The sequence below is a fragment of the Phaeobacter sp. CC-HEC084 genome (assembly GCF_059429255.1).
This window is the reverse complement of sequence record NZ_JCAIJQ010000002.1, coordinates 1,802,969-1,829,509: the sequence shown is the minus strand read 5'-3', so window position 1 is coordinate 1,829,509 and position 26,541 is coordinate 1,802,969. Positions and strand designations below refer to the sequence as shown.

General features: G+C 54.3%; 23 protein-coding genes and 1 tRNA gene. 13 read left to right on the top strand and 11 right to left on the bottom strand.

The genetic code is table 11. The features are described 5' to 3' along the window. Positions 1 to 15: 15 nt before the first annotated feature. Entirely contained in the window at positions 16 to 363 is a 348-nt protein-coding gene (locus AC5SSZ_RS08945; protein ID WP_274828478.1) for a TfoX/Sxy family protein, read from the bottom strand. A gap of 123 nt (positions 364 to 486) precedes the next feature. On the opposite strand from AC5SSZ_RS08945, the gene AC5SSZ_RS08940 reads away from it, so the two are divergent. Beyond that, on the top strand, positions 487 to 1,713 hold the full coding sequence (locus AC5SSZ_RS08940) for a cytochrome P450 (RefSeq protein WP_274832031.1): 1,227 nt from the start codon (positions 487 to 489) through the stop codon (positions 1,711 to 1,713). 149 nt (positions 1,714 to 1,862) lie between these two features. Continuing rightward, positions 1,863 to 2,723, top strand: coding sequence for a hypothetical protein (locus AC5SSZ_RS08935; RefSeq protein ID WP_495437935.1), 861 nt, complete (start codon positions 1,863 to 1,865; stop codon positions 2,721 to 2,723). Between the two features lie 91 nt (positions 2,724 to 2,814). Here the strand turns inward: AC5SSZ_RS08935 and AC5SSZ_RS08930 are convergent, their stop codons facing one another. Then, complete coding sequence (locus AC5SSZ_RS08930) at positions 2,815 to 3,429, bottom strand: response regulator transcription factor (protein ID WP_495437933.1); 615 nt, start codon at positions 3,427 to 3,429, stop codon at positions 2,815 to 2,817. A 328-nt stretch (positions 3,430 to 3,757) separates the two neighbouring features. On the opposite strand from AC5SSZ_RS08930, the gene AC5SSZ_RS08925 reads away from it, so the two are divergent. From AC5SSZ_RS08925 to AC5SSZ_RS08915, 3 genes are all read left to right on the top strand, one after another. Then, entirely contained in the window at positions 3,758 to 4,237 is a 480-nt protein-coding gene (locus AC5SSZ_RS08925) for a putative pterin-binding protein (protein WP_495437931.1), read from the top strand. Between the two features lie 42 nt (positions 4,238 to 4,279). Beyond that, a complete protein-coding gene (locus AC5SSZ_RS08920; RefSeq protein ID WP_274833761.1) occupies positions 4,280 to 6,778 on the top strand; it encodes a hybrid sensor histidine kinase/response regulator in 2,499 nt (832 codons plus the stop codon). Positions 6,779 to 7,099: 321 nt separating this feature from the next. Beyond that, positions 7,100 to 7,174, top strand: a tRNA-Asn gene (locus tag AC5SSZ_RS08915). A 121-nt stretch (positions 7,175 to 7,295) separates the two neighbouring features. On the opposite strand, the gene AC5SSZ_RS08910 is transcribed toward AC5SSZ_RS08915, so the two are convergent. After that, entirely contained in the window at positions 7,296 to 7,649 is a 354-nt protein-coding gene (locus AC5SSZ_RS08910; RefSeq protein ID WP_274841089.1) for a hypothetical protein, read from the bottom strand. After that, the gene (locus AC5SSZ_RS08905; RefSeq protein ID WP_274841090.1) at positions 7,646 to 8,368 is read right to left on the bottom strand and encodes an AAA family ATPase; all 723 of its coding nucleotides are present in this window, start codon (positions 8,366 to 8,368) and stop codon (positions 7,646 to 7,648) included. Before AC5SSZ_RS08905 ends, AC5SSZ_RS08910 begins: the two co-directional genes overlap by 4 nt. Before the next feature lie 203 nt (positions 8,369 to 8,571). Between AC5SSZ_RS08905 and AC5SSZ_RS08900 the strand changes: the two genes are divergently transcribed. Further along, complete coding sequence (locus AC5SSZ_RS08900) at positions 8,572 to 8,781, top strand: DNA-binding protein (RefSeq protein ID WP_274841091.1); 210 nt, start codon at positions 8,572 to 8,574, stop codon at positions 8,779 to 8,781. A 63-nt stretch (positions 8,782 to 8,844) separates the two neighbouring features. Here AC5SSZ_RS08900 and AC5SSZ_RS08895 read toward each other — a convergent pair whose 3' ends face one another. Further along, the gene (locus AC5SSZ_RS08895) at positions 8,845 to 9,291 is read right to left on the bottom strand and encodes a gp53-like domain-containing protein (RefSeq protein ID WP_495437925.1); all 447 of its coding nucleotides are present in this window, start codon (positions 9,289 to 9,291) and stop codon (positions 8,845 to 8,847) included. 321 nt (positions 9,292 to 9,612) lie between these two features. Here AC5SSZ_RS08895 and AC5SSZ_RS08890 point away from each other — a divergent pair, with 321 nt between their 5' ends. The 4 genes from AC5SSZ_RS08890 (at position 9,613) to AC5SSZ_RS08875 (ending at position 14,794) form a co-directional block, all read left to right on the top strand. Further along, a complete protein-coding gene (locus AC5SSZ_RS08890; protein WP_274841093.1) occupies positions 9,613 to 10,266 on the top strand; it encodes a hypothetical protein in 654 nt (217 codons plus the stop codon). Positions 10,267 to 10,616: 350 nt separating this feature from the next. After that, positions 10,617 to 12,890 (top strand): hypothetical protein, encoded by a 2,274-nt coding sequence (locus AC5SSZ_RS08885; RefSeq protein ID WP_495437921.1) that lies wholly within the window; start codon positions 10,617 to 10,619, stop codon positions 12,888 to 12,890. Between the two features lie 27 nt (positions 12,891 to 12,917). Beyond that, positions 12,918 to 13,675 (top strand): IS5 family transposase gene (locus AC5SSZ_RS08880; protein ID WP_495437918.1). Its coding sequence is split into 2 segments (ribosomal slippage): positions 12,918 to 13,239 and positions 13,239 to 13,675, totalling 759 coding nucleotides; the frame shifts between segments, so codons are not numbered across the junction. A 42-nt stretch (positions 13,676 to 13,717) separates the two neighbouring features. Further along, on the top strand, positions 13,718 to 14,794 hold the full coding sequence (locus AC5SSZ_RS08875; protein WP_495437915.1) for a hypothetical protein: 1,077 nt from the start codon (positions 13,718 to 13,720) through the stop codon (positions 14,792 to 14,794). A gap of 2 nt (positions 14,795 to 14,796) precedes the next feature. Here AC5SSZ_RS08875 and tnpC read toward each other — a convergent pair whose 3' ends face one another. Genes tnpC through tnpA form a run of 3 tightly spaced genes read right to left on the bottom strand, consistent with a single transcriptional unit; the run spans position 14,797 to position 17,131 of the window. Then, the gene (tnpC, locus tag AC5SSZ_RS08870) at positions 14,797 to 16,317 is read right to left on the bottom strand and encodes an IS66 family transposase (RefSeq protein WP_495437913.1); all 1,521 of its coding nucleotides are present in this window, start codon (positions 16,315 to 16,317) and stop codon (positions 14,797 to 14,799) included. A 53-nt stretch (positions 16,318 to 16,370) separates the two neighbouring features. After that, a complete protein-coding gene (gene tnpB, locus AC5SSZ_RS08865; RefSeq protein ID WP_495437911.1) occupies positions 16,371 to 16,727 on the bottom strand; it encodes an IS66 family insertion sequence element accessory protein TnpB in 357 nt (118 codons plus the stop codon). After that, entirely contained in the window at positions 16,724 to 17,131 is a 408-nt protein-coding gene (tnpA, locus tag AC5SSZ_RS08860) for an IS66-like element accessory protein TnpA (protein ID WP_027234191.1), read from the bottom strand. Before tnpA ends, tnpB begins: the two co-directional genes overlap by 4 nt. Positions 17,132 to 17,134: 3 nt before the next feature. On the opposite strand from tnpA, the gene AC5SSZ_RS08855 reads away from it, so the two are divergent. Next, positions 17,135 to 22,951 (top strand): beta strand repeat-containing protein, encoded by a 5,817-nt coding sequence (locus AC5SSZ_RS08855; protein ID WP_495437907.1) that lies wholly within the window; start codon positions 17,135 to 17,137, stop codon positions 22,949 to 22,951. After that, entirely contained in the window at positions 22,936 to 23,673 is a 738-nt protein-coding gene (locus tag AC5SSZ_RS08850) for a hypothetical protein (RefSeq protein WP_274840822.1), read from the top strand. Before AC5SSZ_RS08855 ends, AC5SSZ_RS08850 begins: the two co-directional genes overlap by 16 nt. 64 nt (positions 23,674 to 23,737) lie before the next feature. On the opposite strand, the gene AC5SSZ_RS08845 is transcribed toward AC5SSZ_RS08850, so the two are convergent. Continuing rightward, positions 23,738 to 24,274 (bottom strand): recombinase family protein, encoded by a 537-nt coding sequence (locus AC5SSZ_RS08845; protein ID WP_274840824.1) that lies wholly within the window; start codon positions 24,272 to 24,274, stop codon positions 23,738 to 23,740. 91 nt (positions 24,275 to 24,365) lie between these two features. Between AC5SSZ_RS08845 and AC5SSZ_RS08840 the strand changes: the two genes are divergently transcribed. Next, complete coding sequence (locus AC5SSZ_RS08840) at positions 24,366 to 24,917, top strand: hypothetical protein (protein ID WP_274840825.1); 552 nt, start codon at positions 24,366 to 24,368, stop codon at positions 24,915 to 24,917. A 34-nt stretch (positions 24,918 to 24,951) separates the two neighbouring features. Here AC5SSZ_RS08840 and AC5SSZ_RS08835 read toward each other — a convergent pair whose 3' ends face one another. Further along, positions 24,952 to 25,194 carry a hypothetical protein gene (locus AC5SSZ_RS08835; RefSeq protein ID WP_274840827.1) on the bottom strand — a complete coding sequence of 81 codons (243 nt, stop codon included), beginning with the start codon at positions 25,192 to 25,194 and terminating at the stop codon, positions 24,952 to 24,954. Positions 25,195 to 25,795: 601 nt separating this feature from the next. Beyond that, positions 25,796 to 26,530, bottom strand: a complete 735-nt coding sequence (locus AC5SSZ_RS08830) for a YiiX/YebB-like N1pC/P60 family cysteine hydrolase (protein WP_274840828.1) — start codon at positions 26,528 to 26,530, stop codon at positions 25,796 to 25,798. Between the last annotated feature and the right edge of the window lie 11 nt (positions 26,531 to 26,541).

Here is a 26,541-nt window from a genome sequence, read left to right as displayed (position 1 = left end):
GGGGGGGAGGAGCGCTTATCCCCGGCGGGGAATGACGCCGATGGCGTCGAGCTCGCGCTCTAGCCGGGACAGACCGGCGGCCTCGCTCTTGGCCGTAGTGTTTTCCGCCTTGATCTGGTCGAACCGCTTGCGCAGGGCCTTTTTCTCTTCGCCCTTGCAGTCGTTCCACGGGCGCCCCTGAAGCCCCATCACCAGCACATAGTACCCGATGAAATGAGGGCGACTGCCCGCCTGCAGCAGCCGCGCATAGGCCGCATCCGCGCCAAGCTCGCGCAGCTCCTCGGCGGAGTGGATGCCTGCACGGGCAAAGGACTCTTCCGAGGCCGGGCCAAGGTTGCGGATGGATGAGATAGGCGTGGACATAGGGCGAACATATCCGGGGCGTCCGGGGCTGTCACGCTGGTTTCGCAGCGGAATTTTGCGCCGCAGCGATTGACAGTCTCAAAACGACAGCGGACGTTACGGCACGTTCTGGGAGGAGACGACGTGACACAACCGCAAACCGCACCCGACATTCTGAATTTTGATCTGGCAAACCCGCCCGAGGGCTTTGTGGAGGATCCGTTTCCCTTCTACGATGCCCTGCTGGCAGAGGCGCCCATTCTGCAGCAGCCCGATGGCTCGGTGCTGATCTGCCGCCATGCGGATCTGGACCGGATCTATCGGGACACCACGTCTTTCTCCTCGGATAAGAAGGCCGCCTTTGCGCCCAAGTTCGGCGAAGGTTCACCGCTCTTTGAACATCATACCACATCGCTGGTGTTTTCCGACCCGCCGCTGCACACACGCGTGCGCAAGATCATGACCTCGGCCCTGACGCCGCGTGCCATCGGGCGGATGGAGGCGGGGCTGGTTGAGACCGTCGATCATCTGCTGGATGCCATGGAAGGGCGCGAGGAGGTAGATCTGATCGAGGATTTCGCCTCGACCATTCCGATCCAGATCATCGGCAACCTGCTGGACGTCCCGATGGAGGAACGCGGGCCGCTGCGTGACTGGTCGCTGGCGATCCTCGGGGCGCTTGAACCTGCGCTCAGCGAGGAAGAGCTGGAGCGCGGGCACAGGGCGGTGGAAGAGTTCAAGGACTACCTGACCGACCTTATTGCCCGGCGCCGGGCCCAGCCGGGCGATCCGGAAACCGACGTGCTGACCCGGCTGATCCGGGGTGAGGGCGCGGATGAGCAACTGAGCGAGATCGAGCTGATCCAGAACTGTATCTTCATCCTCAACGCGGGCCATGAGACCACAACCAACCTGATTGGCAATGGTCTGGCGCTCTTGAACGACCACCCGGACCAGCGCGCGCGGCTGCAGGCGGATCCGGAGCTGATCAAACCGGCGGTGGAGGAGATGTTGCGGATGCGGTCCCCGAACCAGCTGGGCAACCGGGAAACCACGCGGATGGTGGAGATCGGCGGGCTTGAGATCCCGCGGGGCACCAACCTGCATCTGGTGATCGGCGCGGCCAACCGCGATCCGGAGGTGTTCGACCATCCTGAACGCTTCGACATCTCGCGCAAGCCGAACCGGCATCTGGCCTTTGCCGGTGGCCCGCATGTCTGCGTCGGGCTGACCCTGGCACGGCTGGAAGGTAAGATCGCCATCGAACGCTTCCTGAGCCGCTTTCCGGATTATCATCTGCTGCCGGGACGGGTCTCTGGCGGTCGGATGCGGTTCCGGGGTTATGCCCATCTGCCTGCCTCCTTGGGCTGACCGCCGCCAGGCCTAGCGCTGCCCGCATGGGGTGCGCCTTTGCGCACGACCTATCCTTTTGGGCGCGCTGCGCAGCCCCATGGATAGGCGCTTTTTGTATGAAGTTTCTGTAAACCTGTCGGCATCAGTTTACTCCGGCGAGGGTTGTTATGATTTATCCAGTGGTGATGGCAGGGCAGGCAAATTCTGTGGTTCCGGCAGGGGAAGAGCGCGTTCCGGCGCATTTCTTCGCGGAAGCGATGATCGAAAGCCGGTTCCAATCGGTTATCCGCTGTCTGGATCATCCGATGTTTGCCGCTCCGACGGTGGTCACCTGCGAAGCCAATCAAGGTCTGGCAGCGCAGCAGATGTGCGCGGTGGGCGTAAAGGGCTCCCTGCTGGTCGAGCCGGGGCTGTCGAAATCCGCTGCGGCTCTCGCGGCCGTTGCGCTGCGGTTCCGCGATGCGCCGGATGCGCTGTTGCTGATCATGCCTGCCAGCCATTCCTGCGCCTCCGAAGGCCGTTTGCTTCAGACGCTGGAGGCGGCACTGCCTGCGGCCAAACAGGGCGGTATCGTGGCGGTGGCAACCCGTGATCACGGGCCTTATGGTCGTCTCAGAACCTTGTCGCGGCGCCGGGGACAGGAGCCGATGCAGGCGCTGTACAGCGCCGGAGTGGGGGGGGATGAGGCCGATCCTGATGTCCTGTGGAATTCCGGCATCTATCTGGTGCGGGCGGGCAGTCTCCTTGCAGCATTCAAACGCCATGCGCCGCGTATCCTTCATGCCACCAAGGCCGCCGTTGCCGGTATCGCGCAGACCGAGATCGTTCGGCGGCTTGTGCCCGATGCCTATGGCAAGGTGAAACAGGAAAGCTTTGAGGCTGCGATTCTGGGACGGGTGGAGATCGTCGACAGCGTGCAACTGGACCACAACCGGTCGATCTGGGAGGACTGGATCCAGGACATGGCGAATGAAAAGGCCGAAGCCGGTGCGGCCCGCCGACGTGCGAAACGGCAGAGGGCGGCCTGATCAAGAGCCCGCACGGCCGGAGAGGAGGAATGCCGCCTCTTGCCAAAGAACACCTGAATGCGACCGGTGCGGCGCAGTCTGCGGGCGTGGTTCAGAAAAGACCGGCTTCCTTGGCGGTCAGGGCAGCTTGGGTACGGTTCTTGGCGTCAAGCTTGCGGCAGAGGGTGCGCACATGCAGTTTAATGGTGACCTCTTGCAAGTCCAACTCGCGGGCGATTTCCTTGTTCGACTGGCCGCGGCAAAGGCCGTTCAGGACTTCCAGCTCCCGTGGGCTCAGCCGTTCGGCCAGGGGGTGCGTATTTGCGTTCTCTTCCGCGCGCATCAACTCGACCGGAGCATAGATTTCCCCCGCGCTCATGAAGCGGACCGCGTTCAAAAGCGACTGCGCGCCCATGGTCTTGGGAATGAACCCGATGGCCCCGGCATCGAGCGCCGCCCGGGCAGTATTGGCCGGAGCGCTGCCGGAGAGGATCGCAACGCCCTTGCCGCCATTGGCCGCAAGCGCCTCAGCCAGGCCATCCAGTCCCGTCATTCCGGGCATCTGGTAGTCCAGCAACACCAGGTCAAACGGGCCTTCCGCGGAAATCAGCTCCATCGCGCCCGGCAGATCGGTGGCAAGCAACACCTCTGCGCCCCCCTCGGATTTGAGGTAGGCGGAAATGGTCTCGCGAACCATGTCATGATCATCTGCCAAAAGAATACGCATAGAATTCCTAGAGTCTGTTAGCGACAGCGAAGGTCAATCAAAGTCGACACCTACACGACAAGGGTTTCATAAGTATCAATCCCCGGCTGGACGTGTCTTCCCTCTTGCAGACAATAGTGCCCCGGGCCGGTTTTCAATAAAACATTTAGAAAGATAACTGAATTAAGCTGGAGAAGGACAGCTGAAAAGGTTGGGTTTTAATAACCCATCCGGCAGGCGTCCTATCCTTTGGGATAGGCGCATATCCCGAGGCGTTGGTGCCAGAGGGGGCACAATCTGTCAGTGTCCGACGCGGTGAAATTGGGTATTTTCAAAAAGGAGTGTTGTGATGATCCGCTGGTTGAATGTTTTGGGCGCGCTGGTTCTGGCGCTGGGGGTGGGCCTGATGCTCGGGCTTGGGGCGTCGGCGCAGGCCGCCAGCGACGACACCGTGCTGCTGACGGTTCAGATCGAAGGGGATGATGCCTCGACGACGACCTTTACCCGCGATCAGCTAATGGCGCTGGGCCAGACCTCCTTTGAAACGGAAACCATCTGGACCTCTGGCACGCAGGCCTTCACCGGCGTATCGCTGAAGGATCTCATGGCCCATCTCGGGGTGACCTCCGGTGTCATGCAAGCGCGGGCGATTAACGATTACATGGTCGAGGTGCCTCTGTCCGATGCGATCGAAGGGGGGCCGATCATCGCCTATGAACGCAACGGCAAAACCATGTCGGTCCGCTCTAAGGGGCCTTTGTGGATCGTTTACCCTTACGATAGCAATCCCTCGTATAAAACCGAAGCGATCTACTCCAGAAGCATCTGACAGCTGGAGGGGATCAACGTCCAACGGTAAAGGTGTGGCCCGGTGACCAAAGAAACGGACTGGCGATTTCCACTAGCGTCGCGCTGGGTTCTGGTCGCGGCCTTGATCGTTCTGCCTTTGCTGGTGGTACAGTCCGTGCGCCTGGGTCAACAGGTTCTCCTCAGGCTCGAGGGCCTATCGACGGCCGCGACGGACAACATGCAATGGGTCATGTCGCAGGCCGAGGTCGAGCATCTTAAACTGGATGCAGCAGCCGGTGCAGCGCGGCAGGCAAAGGACCTGCCCCTGCTGCGCCGTCGCTTTGACATTTATTACAGCCGCATTGCGACCTTTCAGGAAAGCCCGCTGTTTCAGGAGCTGCGCGACAACGAGGCGGGCAGCAAGTTACTGTCCGATCTCAGTGCGCGGCTGGACCGTTTGGCTGATCTGATCGATGTCAGCGACGAGCAGTTGATTGAAAATATCTCTCAGGTCCGTTCGGAACTGAATCAGAACGGCGACAAGGTGCGTGAACTTGCCCTGTTCGGGGTGGTGATGCAGGTCGAGGGAACAGAGGCCAAGCGCCTACAGCTGTTCGATATCCTCTACCAGTTGGGTTGGGTCATTCTGGCGTTATTCGCGGCCATTGCGATCACCGCGCTAATGCTGGCGCAGATGTACCGGCGCGGGCGCCAGCTGGCCGAAGAGCGCAGCCGCGCCGCCGCGCAGATGGAGGCGATGATTTCCTCTTCTCTCGACGCCATTCTGGTGGTCGACACCGAAGGCCGTATTCAGGCGTTCAACGGCGCGGCCGAAACGATTTTTGGCTACAACAGCGCCGAAGTCATCGGGCAGAAGATGCAGGAGCTGATCATTCCGATGCACCTGCGCGAAGCGCATGCCCGGGGCATGGCGCGTTTCCTCAATACCGGCCAGACCAAGGTGATCGGCGCCGGCCGGGTCCAGCTTGAAGGGTTGCGCAAGTCCGGTGAAATTTTTCCGGTCGAACTCTCGGTCTCGCTCAGCCAGTCGGGGCAGGATATGGTCTTTGTCAGCTTCATGCGTGACATTTCGGACCGGATGCAGGCCGAAGAAGAGTTGCGCACCGCCCGCGATGATGCCCTTGCAGGTGAACGTGCCAAGGCCAATCTGCTCACCGTCATGAGCCACGAAATGCGCACCCCTCTGACCGGGGTGCTGGGGGCGATCGACCTTCTGGAAGACACCGATCCCTCGGGCGAACAGATGCGCTATCTCCAGGCAATGCGAGTGTCGGGGGAGCTTCTGTTGCATCATGTGAACGACGTGTTGCAGTTGTCGCGGCTCGAAGCAGGGGTGGACCCGGAAAAGATTCGTGTCTTCGACCTCAGGGAACTGGCCGAAGGTTTGATCGAAAGCCAGCAGGCCACCGCAAAGAGCCGGGGAATCGATCTGTCGCTGCATTGCAGCCTTGGCCCATCCTCGGTGGTGGCAGGGCGGCCCCGCGCCATTCAGCAAGCGCTTCTCAACCTGATCGCAAATGCCGTGAAATTCACCAATGAAGGCGCCGTTTCCGTCGATATCCAGCGCCTGCCGGAGACGGATGTGGTGGACTTCCATGTCGCCGATACCGGCCCCGGTATCCCGCAGGAGGATCTGCAGCGCATCTTTGAAGAGTTCACCATGCTCGATTCCAGCTATCGGCGCGGCAATGAGGGCACCGGGCTTGGCCTGGCGATCACCCGCCGCATCGTGCAGGCAATGGATGGTGAAATCACTTGCGAAAGCGAACTTGGCGAAGGCAGCCTGTTCTCGATGTCGCTGCCGCTGCCGGTGGCCAGCGCGCCCATGGTCAAGGCCGAGGCGCAATCGGATCAGGAACAGGAGACCAGTGCCGTCCTGATCGTCGAAGACAATGACATCAATCGCCTGCTCTTGGAGAAGATGCTGATCCAGCAGGGCCAACGGGTGACCACGGCCGCAGGCGGGCTGGAGGCGGTCAACTGTGCCGAAGCGGGCAGTTTCGATTTGATCCTGATGGATATCAGCATGCCAGAGGTGGACGGGATCGAGGCAATTCGCCGAATCCGCGCGCGGAAACTGGCGGAAGGCACCGACATCGTAGCCCTTACAGCGCATGCTGCCGCCGAAGATCATGCCCGCATTCTGGACGCGGGATTCGCCGAGGTCATCACCAAGCCGATCAGCAAACAGGAACTTGCCGATGTGATCGCTCGTCGGGCAGGGCGAACCCCTGTGCTGCCGGAGGTTAATCAGGACGAAAACATCGTGCAGTTCTTCGATGCGCTTGGCCCGGAACGCGCTCGCGGCTTCCTCGCGACGTATTGCGAGGACGTGGAGCGGCTGAAGGCAGCTTTGGCTGAGGCCGAGGAGCTGACGACAGAGCTGCGCCAAGAGGCACACCGCCTGGCGGGATCGGCAGCGGTCCTGGGCCTGACCCGGTTCCGCGAGCTGATGCTGGAGATCGAACACGCAGAAGGCTGCGACATCACCCAGACCGAACTGCTCGATGAGATCTGGTGCGAGGCCGAGAGCTTTCTGTCCGTCCATATGTGCGCCTGAAGTCGGCGCACCGCGGCACAGGCTCTCCGCGCTGTTGACCATCAACAGGGGAGGGGGGGCTGGCTACGGCGCCGAGCCGGACAACGTGGCAAGCCGGTCGGGCTTTTGGGCCGACTTGGTGCCGAAGACGCGTGGACAGAGGTCGGTTCCACAGGGGCCTATCAAGGTGACAGGGGGTGTCGGCGTGGAGACGAAAGAGGGCTTAAGACCAATATGTTAGGCAGAAAGCGCGCTCTGACTTTAGGGGCTGAAAAAAACTGCAGCTTGGAGAGAATTTTCTCTGGACGCGGCAGAGCGGAGATTCTATACCACGCCTCACATTCCGGCGTAGCTCAGCGGTAGAGCAGTTGACTGTTAATCAATTGGTCGTAGGTTCGATCCCTACCGCCGGAGCCATAAAAAGCCCTTAAGTCGCAAAGACTTAAGGGCTTTTTTGGTTTTCAGCGCAGGGGCAGATTTTCGTTTTAGGGGCAGTTTAGGGGCACAAAGTGTCAACAAGTCCCCACAACATGCAACATCACTCAGCAGGCCCGTTCACATCTTTTGTCGGCGAGCCCATCTCTAGGAGCGCAACCAAAGCGTCCTCGCCAGCCTTAAAGCCATGCTCATGGGCAAACTGCCAAAAGCGGCGCTTCGTTTCAGGACGCACACTGATGTTCAACTGCGCAGTCCTATCAGTTGATCGCAGGCTCCGGGCATCAAAGGACTTTACGAATGCGACGCCACGCGGCGTAAAGCCACTCTCAGCGGCAAGGCGTTGCGCTTCGCTCTCAGAGACCCGCTCACGAGCGGGCTTTGGTTTGCTTGCTGCGAGTTCATCCAAGGGATCGTGTATCACATCGGTGAATGTCTGGGGGCGTTGACGTGTCATGCTGCTACCTCCTGTTTTTCGTTCATTTTGATTGTGTTCGTGACTTCTCTTGTGAAAGCCTCTGCGTTTTCGATAGCTGCCTGCGGATTGGATACTTCGCTGCCAGCTAAGTCGTAGATGGAGCCACCTAACTGCATGATGGTTCGAAACGCAGCGCGTTCTGTCATCTCCACTTTGATCCGGTTGATACCACTCGCTTCGAGATCGCTGCTAATATGCGTGAGGTCTTTGGGCCTGATGGCGGCGCTCGTTCGCGTAAAGAACACCGCGTACGGGATATGACGGCGAAACGCTTTCTCTTCCCGCCGAATGAGGTTGATCACCCGACGAGATTGATCAGCGTCAAGTTGGCTTCCCTGCATCGGCACCAGGACCAGATCAGCCCGCCCAATAGCATAGGACATGGCGAGGTTGGCTGTTCCCTCCAGATCAACAACGACAAATGCACTCTGCTCGGCTGCGTCATCAATCGCGTCCATGATGCTGTCTTCTGTCACCTTAGGTAGCAGCGTTAAGTTGCGGGGCAGTCGTCCATCGCTGCGCCGCGCCCAGTCTGAGAGTGGCTGATTGGGGTCAGCGTCGATCAAGCTGACGCTGGCCTGGTGCTTTGCGAGGACCTGGGAAAGGACCAAAGCGGATGTCGATTTTCCAACACCACCTTTCGAATTGGCGAATACGATCACAGGCATATTCAAATCCTTTTTCTTTGATTTGAACATGAAAGCGTCACATCCGAAGGCAAAATCCGCCCGAAACACCCCTGATGCCATACAGCTAGCCACAGACTACGTTGCAAATATGCACTAACTAGTGCCTAGGCAGGCGTGACCTAGTCCGATCCTAGGCTTGCCCCCACAGTTCAAGCAGGTAAGATCAAGGCGTTTAGTGAACTTGATCTCTTCATACTCAAGGACACTAGCTCATGAAGGCTAGCTATGAGGACCTGCGGACCGTCAAGCAACTTGTTGAAGAAGCCCCGTTCCTGACAGAGCAAAAGCTCAGATGGTACATCTTCAATGCGGAGAGCAACGGGCTCGCTTCTGCGATCGTGAAAATCTCTAATCGGGTATATATCGATCGTAGGGCGTTTGAAAGTTGGGTGGAAAGCCAGCGTATGGCCCCATTGAACTGATTGTTTGTAATCCGTAGCAGCCGGAAAGGGCAGCCCCGCCATTTTGGCGGGGCTGTTTTTTGATTACTTTCCGATTGCAAGCCAATAAATATCTTCCTGCGCAGCCTGCCGGGAGTGATCGCTTGTGATTTCAAAACTCTTCAAACGAATATTTCTGATCGCAGTGCTATTGGTCCCACTTACGACATACTCGCGACCTATTGACGATTGAATATTAAAGACCCTTTCCCGAAAGGGTATGGGGTACTTCACTTTATGGTAAACTTGGTTTTGACCGTTGTGATTGAAGACTCCCCACTGAATAATAAGATCACCAACCATATGGTAGCCATTTTTCTTGAGAAGCTGATCATCAAAAGTTGCAAACGATGCATCGAGGCATCCCTGCTTATTAGATTTCTTCGATTGCGGAGCGTAAAACGCACCAATCGCGCTGCATCTAGATGTCGCATTGAGAACACTCTCCATCGCAGAGATGTCCGCCAGCGCGTCATTGAGAAGGCCGTTCATAGCATCTAGCTTCACGGTCATAGTATTATTGAAGCTTTCCAGTGAAACCCTAAGCGCACTGATCTGACGTGACAATTTCTCAGACGCGTTCACATTAACACACGCAATTAACGCGCATAGAAAAATAGCCAATTCCCAAAAAATACTCCGCAATACACCTTCCCCCTTCAAATAATTATATTTAGCACCTCAAGTATAGACAAATAGCATCCTGACAACGCCAATAATGTGGCACAATATAAATTGACAGCCCGCAATGCAATTTATTAATTTCCATAAATCCCTATAAGAAATTAATTAAAATGGAGCACCACGGGCAAAATGATCACAAAGACTGCAAAATTTTTTATTATCTCAATCTTGATTTCGCATCCAATAGTCCAAGCTAGCGCACAAGCGGAGGCATTAGACGTAAAAATAATGAGCTTGAGGAATTCCATGGAAAGTTACGCGGATAGCATCACTCCAAGAATTAAAACACTTGAAGAAAAGATATCCGACCTTGAAGAGCAGGAGCTTGAACGCCGCGCTTGTTTTAAAGCATCAGGAGAGCCCCAGATATACTGGCCGTCACATGGCAGCGCCAAAAAAAATGGTTGTGTCAGACAGAGCGATTTGAGCAAAGTGACCTGTAGTGGTCAGCTTGTGAATGGGAAAAATTCCTGTGCTGAGTGTCTTGTGAATGGTGGCATGCCTTATGCTGACCCCAATTCACCCGGAGAGTTTTTTTGCAAGTTCACAGGTAAAAAATCATGTCCCCCTGGCTTTACTGCCTATGCGGGATGGCGAAGCTATGCGTCACGCACATGCAGCGGTGGTGCCTATGGCACAAGTTGTTCGGTAGGAGGTGCGCCGTTTAATGATTACCGGTATGACAACCTTCCAATTTGTGTTTATCAGACTTGTCGCGATACAAATAAGGGATGCATAAGTCAAACCTGCTACCCATCCGTAAATAGCATAGGCTGTTATTGACACGCAAAATCACTTTCATGAAGCCAAGCAAAAAGCCGCCCTACCATAAATAGGGCGGCTTTTTCTCGAACATTTGTGTTCGATATCGACGCGATGATGTGACGACTTTGCCTCATCTTACATGATTTGGCGTTTACTTATAGTAGGCCACAAAACTCATTACCCACACAAGCAATTCTATGAATCAAAGTGGCCAGCCTCGGGGAGGCTGGCCGGGATTGCTCCTTCCCATTGGAAAACTGTGAAATGGGCAATCCCCCACATATTATCTAAATTAATTTTTTTCGCAAGAAAATTAGTGGTAATCTACATAAATAATTGTGGAATTTTTAAAAGGTGGGATTTTTTCTATGCGCAAACATTTAATTCTAAGCTATGCACTTTTGGTCGTTGCATTTTTAGTTGGCTTGGTTTCGCCTGCCTTTCCCCAAACGACGTTTACAGTCGAAAGCTCAGGACGTGGGCTTCAAAATGCGAAGATGGGTGCGCGCATGGAGCAATTGCACGGATTGCAACAAGACGTCTTGGATAGCCTTCAACCGCATGCATTTTCAGTCTTACCTGGATGCGGGGAAAGCGGCACGAAAATTTCATGGGATGCGGGCAGCGAAACATTCGCATGTATCCAAGAAGACGATCCGACAGTCGAGCTCTTCGCAAAGGAAGCACTTCCGAGCTGTGGATCAACAGAATTCCTGCAAGGGGATGGCAGAAGCCTGTATTGCGTAGACTCAACGGCGGTTGTCACCGGGGCTGAAATTGATCCAACGGTAGAAGACTTCGCTAAAGAGGAGCTTCCAGTTTGCGGCAGTAAACAAGCGCTGTCGGGCACTTCAAATGGACTGGTTTGCACGACCATTTCCGGCGAAGGCGTGGAAACAGACCCTACTGTCCAGAGCTTTGCGAAGTCTGTACTACCAACCTGTGGGGTTGGTCAGGTCCTGAAATCGAACGGTACATCACTTTCGTGCGTAACCGATACGTCAGGTGGTTTTTTGGAACTTGATCCACTCACGATGTCCTTTGCAAAGCGAGCTCTCCCTGTCTGCGCGTCAGATGAAGTGCTCAGTATTACTGACGGTGCTGGGCTAGAATTCGCCTGTGTAGACGCGGCGGTTGCCGCTGCTGGAGCTGCTGATGACTTGGGTAGCCATATCGCAACCCAAGATTTGAACATGGCGTCCTTCGGCATTGGTGATTTGAGAAACCCGTCGAATGCCCAAGATGCGGCCACAAAGTCATATGTGGATGCTGAAGTTGCGGCAGGTGTAGCGAGTGTTTCGGAAACCGACCCAACCGTCGAGGAATTCGCCAAGGCAGTCCTTCCAACATGTGCAGCTGATGAGCTTCTGAGTGGCGACGGTGCCACCTTGACCTGCGTGGATGCAGCGACAGCGGCAGCGGGCGCAGCTGATAACCTTGGGGACCATACAGCGACACAAGCCTTGAACATGGCTTCGTCCAGGATCATTGGCATGGATGACCCGGTCAATGCCCAGGATGCGGCGACCAAAGCATATGTGGACGCCGAAGTTGCAGCAGGCGTGGCGAGTGTTTCGGAAACTGACCCAACCGTAGAAGAGTTTGCCAAGGCCGTCCTACCAACATGTGCCGTAGACGAGCTCCTGAGCGGCGACGGTACCACCTTGACCTGCGTGGATGCAGCGACAGCGGCAGCGGGCGCAGCTGATAACCTTGGGGACCATACAGCGACACAAGCCTTGGATATGGCTTCGTCTAGGATCATCGGAATGGATGATCCGGTCAATGCTCAAGATGCGGCCACAAAGGCGTACGTGGATGCTGAAGTTGCCGCCGGGGTGGCGAGTGTTTCAGAAACCGATCCAACCGTGGAAGAATTCGCGAAAGCGGTCTTACCGACCTGTACAGCCGACCAACTCCTCAGTGGCGATGGCGCTAACCTGACCTGTGTAGATGCAGCCACAGCCGCAGCGGGTGCCGCAGATAACTTGGGAGACCATACTGCAACGCAGAATATCGACCTCAATGGAAATTGGCTTTCAGGCGATGGTGACAATGAGGGCATTTCAATTGACCCAAATGGAAATGTTGGAATTGGTGTTGTGTCGCCTTCCGCATCGGTGCATCTCGATGGATCATTCTTAATTGATGGCCCAATCGCTTTGGCCGGATACAGCCCAATAAATTTCGGAGGCTCAACGACTGGGCAATGGGGTCAGCTGAAGTTTTCTGGTTCCGGGTATGCAGGTTTATACACGAAATATGATCAACCAACATTTCTATCTCAAATGGCACAGATGAATCCGGAAGTAGCTCTTCCAGTAAAAACAGGTGTTGGGTATTCCAACCCCAATCAGGTAGAAACGCGGGCTCCTAGCAACGCAATATTCAGCGTCAATGGCAACGCACATGTATCAGAGACACTAGTCGTTGGGACTGAAGCTCCATCGAGCACATTGCATGTAGCGGGCGACATTCAGATTGGCTCTGAAGGTGTCGCCTGTGCAGCAAGCAAAGAAGGCGCAATTCGCTACAACTCGGGAATTATCGAGCTCTGCGACGGAACTTCCTGGACGGATGTCGCTGCCACCGGAGCCGACAACCTAGGGTCAGGACCCATTGATTTCCGTCCAGCGGCGTGATTCACGGTTCGAAAATCGAGCGGTAACATGTCTGATCTATTCTGGCTTACGGACGCGCAGATGGCGCGTCTTGAGCCCTTCTTTCCCAAGTCCCATGGCAAGCCACGCGTCGATGATCGACGTGTGTTGAGCGGTATTATCTTCATTAATCGCAATGGGTTGCGTTGGCGCGATGCCCCTGCGGCCTATGGCCCGCACAAGACGCTCTACAACCGCTGGAAGCGGTGGAGTGACAAGGGCATCTTCGCCCGGATGATGGTGGGTCTGGCTGCCGAACACGGCGAAGAGAAGACTGTGATGATCGATGCGACCTACCTCAAAGCACACCGGACAGCGACCAGTTTGGGCGTCAAAAAGGGGGGCGTGGACGCCTGATTGGTCGGACGAAGGGCGGCATGAATACCAAATTGCACGCCATTTGCGACAGCCAAGGACGCCCACTGAACCTGTTCGTGACCGCAGGACAGGTCAGCGATTACATCGGTGCCCGCGCCATGGTGAGCAGTTTGCCCAAGGTGGACTGGCTGCTTGGAGATCGTGGCTATGACGCTGATTGGTTTCGGGAAGCGTTGAAAGACAAAGGGATACGCGCCTGCATCCCTGGCCGAAAACAGCGGAAGAAAACGGTAAAGTACGACAAGCGTCGCTATAAACGCCGAAACCGGATCGAGATCATGTTCGGAAGGCTCAAGGATTGGCGACGTGTCGCAACCCGCTACGACAGGTGCCCAAAGGTCTTCCTGTCAGCCATCGCACTCGCAGCGCTCGTCATTTACTGGCTATGAGTCCTGACCCTAGGAGACCATATCGCGACACAAAATATTTCATTGAACGGAAATTACCTCAGCGGCGATGGTGACAGTGAAGGGATTCATATTGGCGCAAACGGCTATGTTGGGATTGGTGACACATCGTCACTTGTGCCTTTGCTAGTGAGAGATGCGGGGTACACCTTCTCCTCGAACTTTCAAGTCGTTGCAGCAGCTGTGGCTAATAAGCAAACATACGATGGCGTGTACTTGGGATACGATCCCGATACTCCGCTACGTGGTGTTGTAGGTTCAGGTGGCGGAGCATCCAGTCTAGGGTTATCAACCACCTCTGCCGCAGGCGTCTCCACACAGCATGTTGTGATTACCACGGATGGTAAAGTCGGTATTGGGACTGAAGGTCCATCGAGCACAATGCATGTAGCAGGAGACATTCAGCTTGGGTCTGAAGGTGTGGCCTGTGAGGCAAGCAAAGAAGGCGCAATTCGCTACACCTCTGGAATCATCGAACTCTGTGACGGAAGTTCCTGGACGGATATTGCGGCGACAGGTGCCGATAATTTAGGCAATCATACAGCAACGCAAGACTTGGATTTGGCAACGTTCGCCATCACTGCACTAAAAGACCCTGTAAACGCTCAAGACGCGGCCACCAAAAATTATGTAGATGAAGCTCTTTTAAGCGGCGCAGGAAACTCTGGTACGATCGATGGACTAAATAGCACACAGTTTGTCAGAAGCGATGTAAGCGATACAATCGTCGGACCGATAGGTGTGAATGTCGCACCTTCGAATGATGCCTTGGTAGATATCAAGGGCGGTGTACGAGTGAGAAGCGGCTTCGGAATGTCGATTGGCCACAACTTCCCACCGCCCGCGTCAGGAATTGACCTGTTAGGTGATTTGAAATTCAGAGAAAGCGCAACGATTTACACAGGCGGAGCCAATACAATCAACATTGGCGATGGGAATGACACTGTTCAAATTAAGGGAACGCACGCTATTGGAACCAATGTTGGCATATCTACATTATCTCCATCTTCTAGCCTTCACGTATTGGGGGATATCCAACTAAGCTCTGAGGGTGTCGCATGTGATACAATCAAAGTATCCGTCCGGCGTGACCGCCGTTGACATCAAGTTGGCTGCCAATTCCAGGGCGCAAGTTCGTCGATGCGGTTGATCTTGTGATCGGCGATGTGGGTTAGCACCCAAGTCAGCCAGGCTTCCGGATCGACGCGGTTCATGCGGGCTGTCTCGATGAGAGTGTAGGCAATCGCCGCGGCCTTGCCGCCGCCTTCGGACCCCATGAACAGATAATTCTTCCGCCCGAGAGTCAGCGGCCTGATTGACCGCTCGCAGATGTTGTTGTCCAATTCCAACTGGCCGTTTTCCAGATAGGCCCGTGCCTTGGGCATGCGGCTGAGCGCATACCGGATGGTCTCAGCCAGTTTGGTTTTCCCCGAGATTTTCGGCAGTTGGCTCTTTAGCCAGGCCTCCAGGTCGTCGAAGATGGGCTTGGCCCTGGTCTGTCGCAGGGCGACACGTTCTTCGGGCGGCTTGTACCGTGCATCTTTTTCGACGGCATAGAGCCTGGAGATCCGTTTGATGGTTTCCTTCGCGATGGTGGAGCCGTTTCGTTCAAAGACATCCACGAACTTGCGCCGCACATGCACCATGCAGGCTTGTTCGCTGGCCAAACCCTCGCCGAACAACCCGTTGAAGCCGGTGAACCCGTCGGCATGTACGGTGCCCTTGTACGCCGCGAGATGTGCGGCGGGATGTTTGCCTTTGCGATCCACGCTGAACTGGTACCACGCGCAGGGCGGGGCCTGGCCGCACCAAGGCCGCTCGTCCCGGACATAACTCCACATCCGCGCGGTCTGGGCTTTGCCCGTCTTGCCCCCGGTCTGCATCTTGACGGGGGTATCATCGGCGAAGAGCGCGGGCCCGGCCGCTACCAGCTTGCCGATGTGGTCGGCCAGAGGTGCCAAGAGTGCCGTCGATCGCCCAACCCAATCAGTCAGCGTCGACCGGTGAAGATTTACCTTCTCGCGGGCGTAAATTTCGGACTGCCGGTAGAGCGGCAGATGATCACAATACTTGCCGACCAACACATGCGCCAACAGACCGGGGCCAGCGCGCCCGCGCTCGATCGGGCGGCTCGGCAGCGGCGCTTGCACGAATGTCTCGCAGCATTTGCAGGCCATGCGCGGGCGCACGATTTCGCGGACCACGAACCGCCCCGGAATGTATTCCAGCTCTTGCGTCACATCCTCGCCAAGGGCCCGCAAGGGTCCGCCGCAGTCGGAACAGGTCTCGCCCGGGGATAGGACCTCGGACTGCCGCTCCAGGTGGTCGGGCAGCGGGGCACGGCTGTGCTTGCGCTTTCCCGCATCGACCTTCCCACCGCCCTGACTGGGTTCCTCCTGCTGGGCCGCAGCGGCTGTGGCGATCTCGGCGTCCTCGTGAAGGTCGAATGCCAGTTGATCCAAGCTTTCCGACTTGGCTCCGAACCGCGCCTTGCGATGACCGGCCAGCTGGTGTTCGAGCTGCTCAATCTTCAATGCCTGGGACTTGGCCAGATCGCGCAGCTGCGCCGCGAGGGCGCGGAGCTCATCGGGATCGGAAGGAAGGGATTGAGGCGTCTCCAGCATTGCTGGATTTATACCGGTTAGCCGCGCGCAAGTGAAGGTTATGATGTTGGATTCTATGGAAAGTTTCCAGTGGTAAGAGGGCGCCACGTCTTCTGCGGCATGCGCCAGTCAATGCCTTCCAGAAGCATCGACAATTGCGATGGGCTGAGACTAACCTTGCCGTCCTTGGCGGCAGGCCAGACGAAGCGCCCGCGCTCTAGGCGTTTCGAGAACAGGCATGCGCCTTGCGCGTCCCACCATATGATTTTCAACAGATCGCCCCGGCGACCGCGGAACACAAACAGGTGGCCGGAATACGGGTCCTCCTCAAGCGTCTTCTCGGCCTGCGCCGCAAGCGTATTGAACCCCCGTCGCATATCCGTGACCCCGGCAGCCAGCCAGACCCGCGTATTGCTCGGAACCGGGATCATGCCATCAGGCCCTTCACCAGCCCGAGAACCGCCGACAATGCCGTTGGCCCTTCCACCACGACCCGTCGCCCGTCCGAGAGCGTTATATCGACCCGCTGCGCGAGAACACGGGCATCTGTCGAACGCGATGTCCCGGCAAGGTCAGCTCGCGGGTCAGGCTCGGTGGCAAATTCGGTGATTTCAACCGGCAGGAAGAGATCGCCATCCCCGGGATCGCTGGAGATTTCGTGGTCGGCCGACGCGAAACGCGGATCCCTCAGCCATGTGAAGAGCAGGTTCGAATTCATCGCATAGCGACGTGCAACCTGCGCCACGGAAACGCCAGGCGCGCGCGCCTGCCCACAGATCCTGCGTTTCTCCTCGTCAGACCAGAACCGCTTCTTCTGCCCTTTCTTTCCCGCCATGGAGTGCCTCAAGATGTCCATTACCGATCATGGACATTATCGGTAGCAGACCGACACCGTCAGAGCAGTTTCAACGGACGCATACCAATCAAAGAAGGTGCCATCCGCTATAACAGTGGAATTATTGAGCTGTGTAACGGCTCGGCATGGATCGATATCGCATCTTCCGGAGCCGATAACCTCGGAGACCACAACGCCACACAAAACATTTCGTTAAATGGAAATTATCTCAGCGGCGATGGTGACAGTGAAGGTATTCACATTGGCGCAAACGGCCATGTTGGGATTGGCAATTCGCTGTCTCTTGCACCCCTTCTTGTCAGTGGTGAGGGATACTCACTATCAAACTTCCAAGTCGTTGCGGCAGCAGTGAGCGATACAACATCCTACGATGGTGTATACTTAGGCTATGATAGTACGAACACTCGTCGAGCCGTGATTGGTTCAGGCGGGGCATCGTCAAGCCTAGGATTCTCAACAACTGACGGGTCTAATATCCCTACACAGCATGTTGTGATTGCCGCTAATGGTAAGGTGGGTATTGGCACCGAAGACCCGTCAAAAACTCTCCACGTGGTTGGTCAAGCTGCCTTTGATGTCAGCGGGGCTGCGGGCGATGTCAGTGTCATTGCGCAGCGCCTTGCCAACAATGGTCTGACGATCCGTGATCAAGCAGATAATGATCGCACAGCGGTCAGGTTGCGCCTCAACACCAGCGGTAGTGGGCTAGCGAGCTTCTACGCTAGCAACGGTGATCTCAACACCGAAATTCGTTCAGACGGACGCAGCTTCTTTAAAGGTGGGAATGTTTACATCGGTTCCGACGATGGTGCCTCTACACTTCACGTTCATGGCGACATTCAACTAGGTTCTGACAGCTCAGTATGTACAGCATCTAAGAGCGGTGCGCTGCGCTACGACACTGGCGCGCTAACGATCTGCGATGGCTCTGTCTGGGGCGAAGTCGGCGGCTCTGACAACCTAGGGGATCACATCGCAACACAGGATATCGAGCTTGCGGGTCACGCTCTTACGATCAGTGGTCAGAACTTCCTAAGCGAAGGTACCGGTGTGAGCACGACCGTATTGGGTCTGGATGCACTGGCAGGCGGTGCGGACTCGACGGTCGTCGGCAAATTGGCTGGAACAAGTTCGACAGCGGCTTTCAGTCAATCAGCTTTTGGGGCCAAGGCCGGGTTTGGAAGCTCAGGCGCGCGTCAGTCTGTTTTTGGAATGATGGCAGGCGCTGAAAATACTGCAAACCAGCAGGCAGCATTTGGCAACTATTCTGGGTACCAAAACACCGGATTAGGTCAGTCCGCCGTGGGCTATGGAGCGGGTTCGCAAAATAGCAATTACCATCAAATCGCAATGGGATATTGGGCGGGGTCGCTGAATGCCGGTGCTCGCAACATTTCAATTGGCGCTTATGCCGGACGCGGAAACACAGGTGACAACGTTGTTGCCATTGGTTACCGAGCGGGTGTAGACAATACCCGCGCCAATCAATTCATTTTGAAACAAGACGGCGTTGGCAGTGGACCTATGATCCAGGGCGATTTCAGCACTGGTCATGTCGGTCTCGGTACGGCGTTTCCGTCGAGCACACTACATGTCATCGGAAACCTGCAACTCGGTGGTACAGTTGTTACATGTGATGCAGCGCGAGAGGGTAGCCTGCATTATGGATCGGGCAGCCTTGAGTTTTGTGATGGCTCGGCTTGGCTACCGATGGGCAGTGTGAACGAAATTAACGATCTCGCGGACGCAAGGTACGTCGGCCAAAGTGTCTATCTAGGGGAAAACTCAGGCGTTTCAGACCCAGGAACAACAGATCGTTTCAATGTTGGAACCGGGGTATTAAGCTTAAACACGAACACAACTGGACGGAACAATGTAGGCGTTGGATATAAAGCTCTTTGGAAGAATAATGGCAATTTCAATGTCGCAATAGGACACGAGGCGCTTCAACAAAACACGACTGGACCAGCAAATACGGCAGTTGGTGCGGGCGCGCTTAGGGTGCACACCACAGGTTTTTCCAACACAGCATTCGGCAGATACGCAATGGCCAACACTAGTACTGGCTATCAAAATACATCACTGGGGTCCGATGCTCTATATGCCAATACAAGCGGGCATTCTAACTCGGCGATAGGGAAGTCAGCCTTGAGTGGCAACACAACAGGTGAAAAAAACGTAGCCATGGGATTTTTGGCTGGTTACTATAATGAGTCCGGATTTCCGAATACTTCATCAAATCAATCCATATTTTTAGGCGCTGAAACGCGCTCAAATTCAACATCAGATGTTAATTCCACTGTGATCGGATTCGGCGCAATTGGCGCGGGAAGTAATTCCGTAGTTCTTGGTAATGACGACATCACCAAAACCCTACTCAAGGGCAGCGTCGGTGTTGCAGGCGTAACAACCCCCGCCTCAACCCTCCACGTTGGAGGCGACGTTCAAATCGCCTCAGACAGTACAGCATGTACGGCAGCGAAGAGTGGCGCGCTTCGATACGAAGCTGGATCGCTAAGTTTGTGCAATGGCACCGCGTGGGGCTCCGTTGGTGGTGGAACAGTCATCGCGATCAACGACCTTAGCGATGCTAAGTACGTCGGTCAAAGCCTATATTTCGGATCATTTTCAGGAGCGTCTGACTTTGGAAGTACACCTTTATATAATGTCGCAATAGGAACCGCTTCATTGGCCTTCAATAGTACAGGGGAGAAGAATGTCGCGAACGGTTATCAAGCACTATATTCAAATCAAAGTGGAAGCAATAATGTCGCAACTGGCTATCTGGCGCTGTTGGGAAATCAAGGTGGAAGCAACAATATTGCAACTGGTTACCAGGCGGGAGGATATCTCGCTGACGGCTCAAGCATCAACAGAAACTCCCAAAACAGTTTATTCATTGGTGCCCAAACGCGAGCGCTCGCAGCGAATGGTGCGAATGAAATCGTTATTGGGCATAGCGCAATTGGCGGGGGAAGTAATTCTGTTGTGCTTGGGAATGACGACATCACCAAAACCCTACTCAAGGGCAGCGTTGGCGTTGCAGGCGTAACGGCCCCAGCTTCTTCCCTCCACGTTGGAGGCGACATTCAGCTCGCGTCAGACAGCACAGCATGTACATCAGCAAAGAGCGGGGCACTCCGATACGAGGCAGGGTCTCTAAGTTTGTGTAACGGCACCTCTTGGGGCGCTGTTGGTGGTGAAGCGGTCATCGCGATTAACGACCTAACGGACGCCATTCATTCGGATACCAGCCTGTATCTGGGAAATGGCACCGGGGTAAGCGATGACCTAACCAACAATAATAATGTTGGGATTGGGTATCAGACGCTGAATTCCAACACTTCAGGTGGAACTAACATTGGTTTGGGCTACAAAGCACTATATTTCAATACCACTGGTAGCGGCAACATAGCTCAGGGATATCAGGCACTTTATTCCAACACAAGTGGAAGCAACAACATAGCAGAAGGCTTTCACTCGCTATTCGCGAACACAAGTGGAAGTTATAATATTTCTCTAGGAATGCGAGCCCTTTCCTCCAATATTGATGGAGATAGCAATATCTCCTTAGGCATTCAGTCCTTACAAAACAACACAAGTGGGAACAATAACATTGCCCACGGTCCAAATGCTTTGTATTCAAATACCACCGGTACAGATAATATTGCGCACGGCTACGACTCTCTTAAGTCCAATACTACCGGAAGCCACAACATAGCACTGGGCAATGGATCAGGCCGTGTGGCCGCGAATATGGTTACTTACAATAGAACTCCGAGCAAGAGTATTTTCTTGGGTTCATACAGCAAATCACTGGCAACTGATGGAACAAATGAGATTGTCATCGGCTATGGAGCTACCGGTGCCGGTTCTAACACTGTTGTACTTGGCAATGACAACATCACCAAAACCCTACTCAAGGGCAGCGTTGGCGTTGCAGGCGTAACAAGCCCTTCCTCATCCCTGCACATTGGAGGTGATATTCAACTCGCGTCAGACAGCACAGCATGTACATCAGCGAAGAGCGGGGCGCTTCGATACGCCGCTGGATCGCTAACTCTATGCAACGGAAGCTCTTGGGCCACAGTTGGTGGTTCTGACAATCTTGGCGACCACATCGCGACACAAAACATTTCGTTGAACGGAAATTATCTCAGCGGCGATGGTGACAGTGAAGGTATTCACATTGGCGCAAACGGCTATGTTGGGATTGGTGACGCATCATCACTGGTGCCTTTGCTAGTGAGAGATGGGGGATACACCTTCTCGAACTTCCAAGTCGTTACAGCGGCTGTCGCCAATAAACCAACCTATGACGGCGTTTACCTGGGATTTGATCCAAACACTCCTCTACGCGGCGTTGTAGGTTCAGGTGGCGGAGCATCCAGTCTAGGGTTATCAACCACCTCTGCCGCAGGAGTCTCTACACAGCATGTAGTGATTACCACAGATGGAAAGGTAGGGGTTGGTACTGATAACCCCGCTTCAACCCTACACGTCGCGGGCGGCGTACAAATTGGAAATGATACCGACGCCTGTACCGCAACCAAAGCTGGAACAATCCGCTATACAGGCGCAAGCCCGGACTGGGAATACTGTGACGGCAGTGCATGGTCGCCATTTGAAGGCGTCGCATCAGGTGGTGGTGGCGGCGACTTAACCGTTGTGGATCAGTCGAGTGATTTCACGATTAGTTCTAGCCACGCAAACTATCTCTTCCTCGTCAACGATAGCGCAACGGCGACCCTACCGAGCCTCTCATCGGTGAACGAAGGGTTCCGCGTATACATCAAGCGCAAGGCGTTTGGGAACGTAACCGTCGAAGCTTCGGGCAGCGATACGATTGAAGGCACAGCGAGCCGCCCAATCAGCTTCCAAGGCGGCGTCCTGGACTTGGTGGCAACTGCGTCTCAATGGGAAATGCTACGCGCTTCTGGAGCGGGCGGAGAGGCTTCTGAGTGCGTCGAAGGCAACATGGATTTCACCGCGCCGGGCGAGTCGAGCATATCGATCACGCAAAACATGGTCGATCACTGCATCTTCTCGATCAGTCTCAAAGGCGGTGGCGGAGGCAAGCGTATGTACAGCGGCCAACAGCGGTATGGTGGCGTAGGAGGTCGCGGCGGCGGTGTAGCATTTAACTTTGTACCATCCAGCACGGGAACACTCGGCATTTTCGTCGGTGGAGGCGCATCCGGGCCCAATGGCGGAGTGGGTGGCGGCGCAGGAGGCTGTGTTTACAGTAGTTATTACGGCGGTGGCGGCGGCGGCGCGTCAGCTGTGCGTTTCGGTACAACTATTCTCGCTATTGCTGGCGGCGGCGGCGGTGGAGGCGCAGGCGGAACCGGCGGAGACGGTGGAAGCGGCGGTGCACCGGGAGGACCTGGCGTAGGAGCTGCGGCTGCGCCTGGTGGTGGAAATAACCAGGGTGCCGATGCGCCAAATAACTACTCATATGGCGCGGGCGACGGTGGCTCGAATGGCGGGAGTGGCCTAAGTGCCCCTGGCACCCGTTCAAACGGAACAGGCGGTGTCGGTATCCCCCTCTTCAAAATCGCTGGTGGAGGTGGTGCCGGAGGATACTGTAGCTCCACAGGCACTGGTTATCATGGCGGTGCAGGTGGAGGCGGATATGGCGGTGGCGCTGGCGGCGGTGACGTCAACTCGGCGGCGAGTGGATCAGGTGGTGGTGGCTATCTGAATTCTGGCCTAAGCAACATCACCAACGCAATGTCTATTCTTGGGGCTGCCACTGAACAGGATGGTGAAGTTACGATTTCGTGGACTGGCCGATAGGCAATATAAATCAAAAAGAAAGACCGACAGTGGAGATAACAACAAAAGACAATGTAATAGTTGCAAGATATCTGGTGAAGATAAACGCCTTGTGCGAACAATTGCAGGAAATCTGCAAAGGTGGAAGCAAGTACCTCTTTAGTCAGAACTATCAAAAAGCCGACACTGCGGAAATTTTACTTTACCTTATTTTTGAAACCGCCCGCGATTTAAGAAAAACACAAAAAAATCTAGAGATTTTGCCCGCCATTCCCAAAATACAAGGACTGATGTCACAGCGCGCTGGGATGAGCAACGTAAAAGCAAGCGTCGCCATGTGGGACATAGTGCAGTTTGAAATACCAAAACTCATGGAATATTGCGAAAGTAAGGGCCAATCGGAAATCAGGGCCTCAACGGCGAAGCTTGCCAAACTGGCGATGTCTGTGACATTCACAATACTGACATTGTCCTCCCCTGGCGCGCATGCACAAGCGAGTGCGTCAACAAGTGGGCTCGCTGCCCAGATACAAAGTTTGCGTACGATGATGGAAAGTTTCTCTGATCATGCAAGTGGACGCATTTCCGAACTGGAGACAGCGGTTGGAAATCACGCGGAGCGAATTGAAGATTTAGAAGCGCTTCTTGAGCTCATTGCCGCACGACCAACTGGCAACACTTGTACAAGACCATGGTACTGGGACGGCAACAGATGCACTTTCGATGACGGTCATAATTGGTAACCGAAATTGGGAACATCTTATCCCTCGCCATCTGACCGCAAGTGGTTCGGCAGATAACCAACCATTAAATTCTGGAGATCGTGGAGCGCGAAACGCCTAGAGCGCGGGCAATATCAGCATTTGTCTGGCCTTGGCCACGCCACTGTCTGACAAGTGATTTCTGGTGCGATGTAAGGCTGGGCGGTCGCCCCAATCGTCTGCCAGCCCTCCTGGCGCGTTCCCGTCCCTCAGAAGTGCGCTCAGCGATTAATGAACGCTCAAACTCAGCAAGTCCCCCGAGAACAGTAAGGATCAGCTTTCCTGCTGGCGTTGTTGTGTCTGCCCATGCCTCTGACAGCGAGCGAAGGCGAGCGCCCTTGCTTTCGATCTGCGCTACAATGTCCAAAAGATCACGCGTGGACCTCGCCAGCCGATCAAGCCGGGTGACAACCAGTACATCTTCCTTATGCAACTTCGCTAAACAAGCGGTTAACTTGTCCCTGTCACGCTTTGAACCGCTTTCCTTCTCCTGATATATGAAATCGCAACCAGAAGATTCTAGCTTTTCAATTTGCACTTCGAGACTTTGCCCGGACGTAGAAACTCTTGCATATCCAATCATTACCATGTCCGAAATATATCAAATATACTTCGATACCGCACATAAATAGTGAATTGATATTGAGCTTAGTGTATTATGTACGGAAAAAGTATTGATCATGAGATTAGCAAGAGACCCTACATATTGCCCTCAGATATTTGCTGCGCTATTTTTCTGCATGACTCCTTTCGCATCGGTTGGTCAATGTAGCGATCCGGTTAGTGACAAGTGCATCTCCGCGACTGGCGTGGTCGATACTGCTTTTGGCGAAGATGATTTTGCTTCTGAAAAGCTATCAATAGAAGGCGTCTGCATCTACACCCAAGCAGATGGTGACAACCGCGCATTTATTCGAAACACGGGAGGTAGTAGTCAGCACAGTTCGCAGTCTGCGTATTTCGCCGTAGAAGATGGCCTCGGAAACGAAATACCTGTTGCAGTCGCAATACGCGCAAGCTCAAGCGGCACTTGGCGCGCGATTGACGCTGGTGATGGCTTTAAGGAAATCGTATTCGATGCTGGAAGCTATCCATCGGGACAGCAGGACTGTAACTTAAGTGGAGATACCCATTTTATACGGACAGTGATATTTCGCAGCGCCTTAGATGGCATGCCTGCTGGAATTTATAGTGGAACGATAGAGCTAGAACTGTCACCAGATTAAAAATGAAAGCCCTCCGGTAGGAGGGCTTTCTCGATTATACGTCTTCAGAAAGAAGAGTCTTGCTAATTTGATCCGAGCCTTTTTCAAGCTCCTCAATTACTGCGTCCAGATCATTGAGGATGTCTTCGAAAATTTTCAATTCTCGTTCAATTTCGGCAATTTCCGCGAGGAATTCCTCCTCGGTCATTCCTCCAATCATCGTGTCGTCTGCGTAAACCGACGAACCGACGAACAGGGAAAGGATAGAGACAACGGCGATATTCTTGATGAAGTTCATTGGATATTCTCCATAGACCCTATACACCGCTCCAACACAATGTTGGATGTGGAAAAAGGTAAAAAGATGTATAGGTATCATTTTATGGAGGCCAGCAAAAACTCTCCTCTAAAAAAACTGACATTACGAGCGTTTTTAAACGTTGATTATTGCACGCGACTTATGCACGCGCCAAGTAATTGATTTATGTCAATTAGATTAAGCGTGCGAAATTCTTGATTTTCGCACGCATATCTTCGCTGGACCATCCTAAAATTGATGCGCTTTATCCAAATTCTCAAACCCGATTGGAAAATTCGTGCTATTATGGGTGAATGAATTTTTTAGAATATTTTTTTGCTTCAGGCATTGCTCTTATCGTGGCCATACTTGTTTCTGGGTGTGTGGTATGTGAAAACATGTCTTCTGAATATTACGACGTAGTCCTTCCAGCATCTGTCCAGAGTGGAGTGTGGCTAGAAGATGAAAGTATCCGAGCTCATCAAGCTGTTATAGGGATAGATCGCGTCTTATTATGCCAAAAAACTGAGTGCCCTTCTGAGATCGCCAAGTAAATGGCGCTGTCTGATAATCAAAAGCGTGAAAAAACAACGATGTCCGCCTAGCTCCACCACCTACAATCTAAGTTATCCTTCCACAGAGCGGTATGATTTTTTATTGGATCATCTTCCAGAATCGCGCCTCCTTCCGGAAGCAAATAGCCGAGTAACCAGCCAAAAGTCGCGTCTCGATAGAGGTCTCCAGGTGAGTAGGCATTCGGCTGATAAAGGATTTGTGCAGTGCCGTCGATTACATTGGTTATCGTGTAGCAGGCAACCACGAACGATGAACAGAAGTACTGCTGCTGTGCGAAGTCATCGGCTGAGGTCACGCGACCGTAATTCTCTTTTATCTGGCTCATTAAGTTCTTAGTGTGTTCCGCTTTTGTGAGTGCGAATGCAACAACAGAAAAGTCGTATAGATTGCCCTTATCGACAACTTCGTCTACGAAATTTTTTAACAAAGTTTGCCTATCTAGGCCGAAACCCATTTGGGTTCTCAACACGGCTACGCACTTTGATTTTCGAATTGATGACTGAACGTCACACTTGCTGACGCCGTTCAGGGGGTTGGACTCCGCGACAAGTCCGTCCCCTATATATATCGAAGCGTGAGTGTAGGGACTGTCGGTCACGCTAGATATCGTCCAATGATGTGGTTTAGAGCGCTTGGAGACATACAACAATATGTCGCCTGGCAACAATTCTGATTGCTGAACCAGCAAACCCTCATTGCCTGAGGGCAGCTCTTGGTCATTGTGATTGAATTCATCTAGTTGATTTTTTGAATTGTCCATCTTGGCACTCC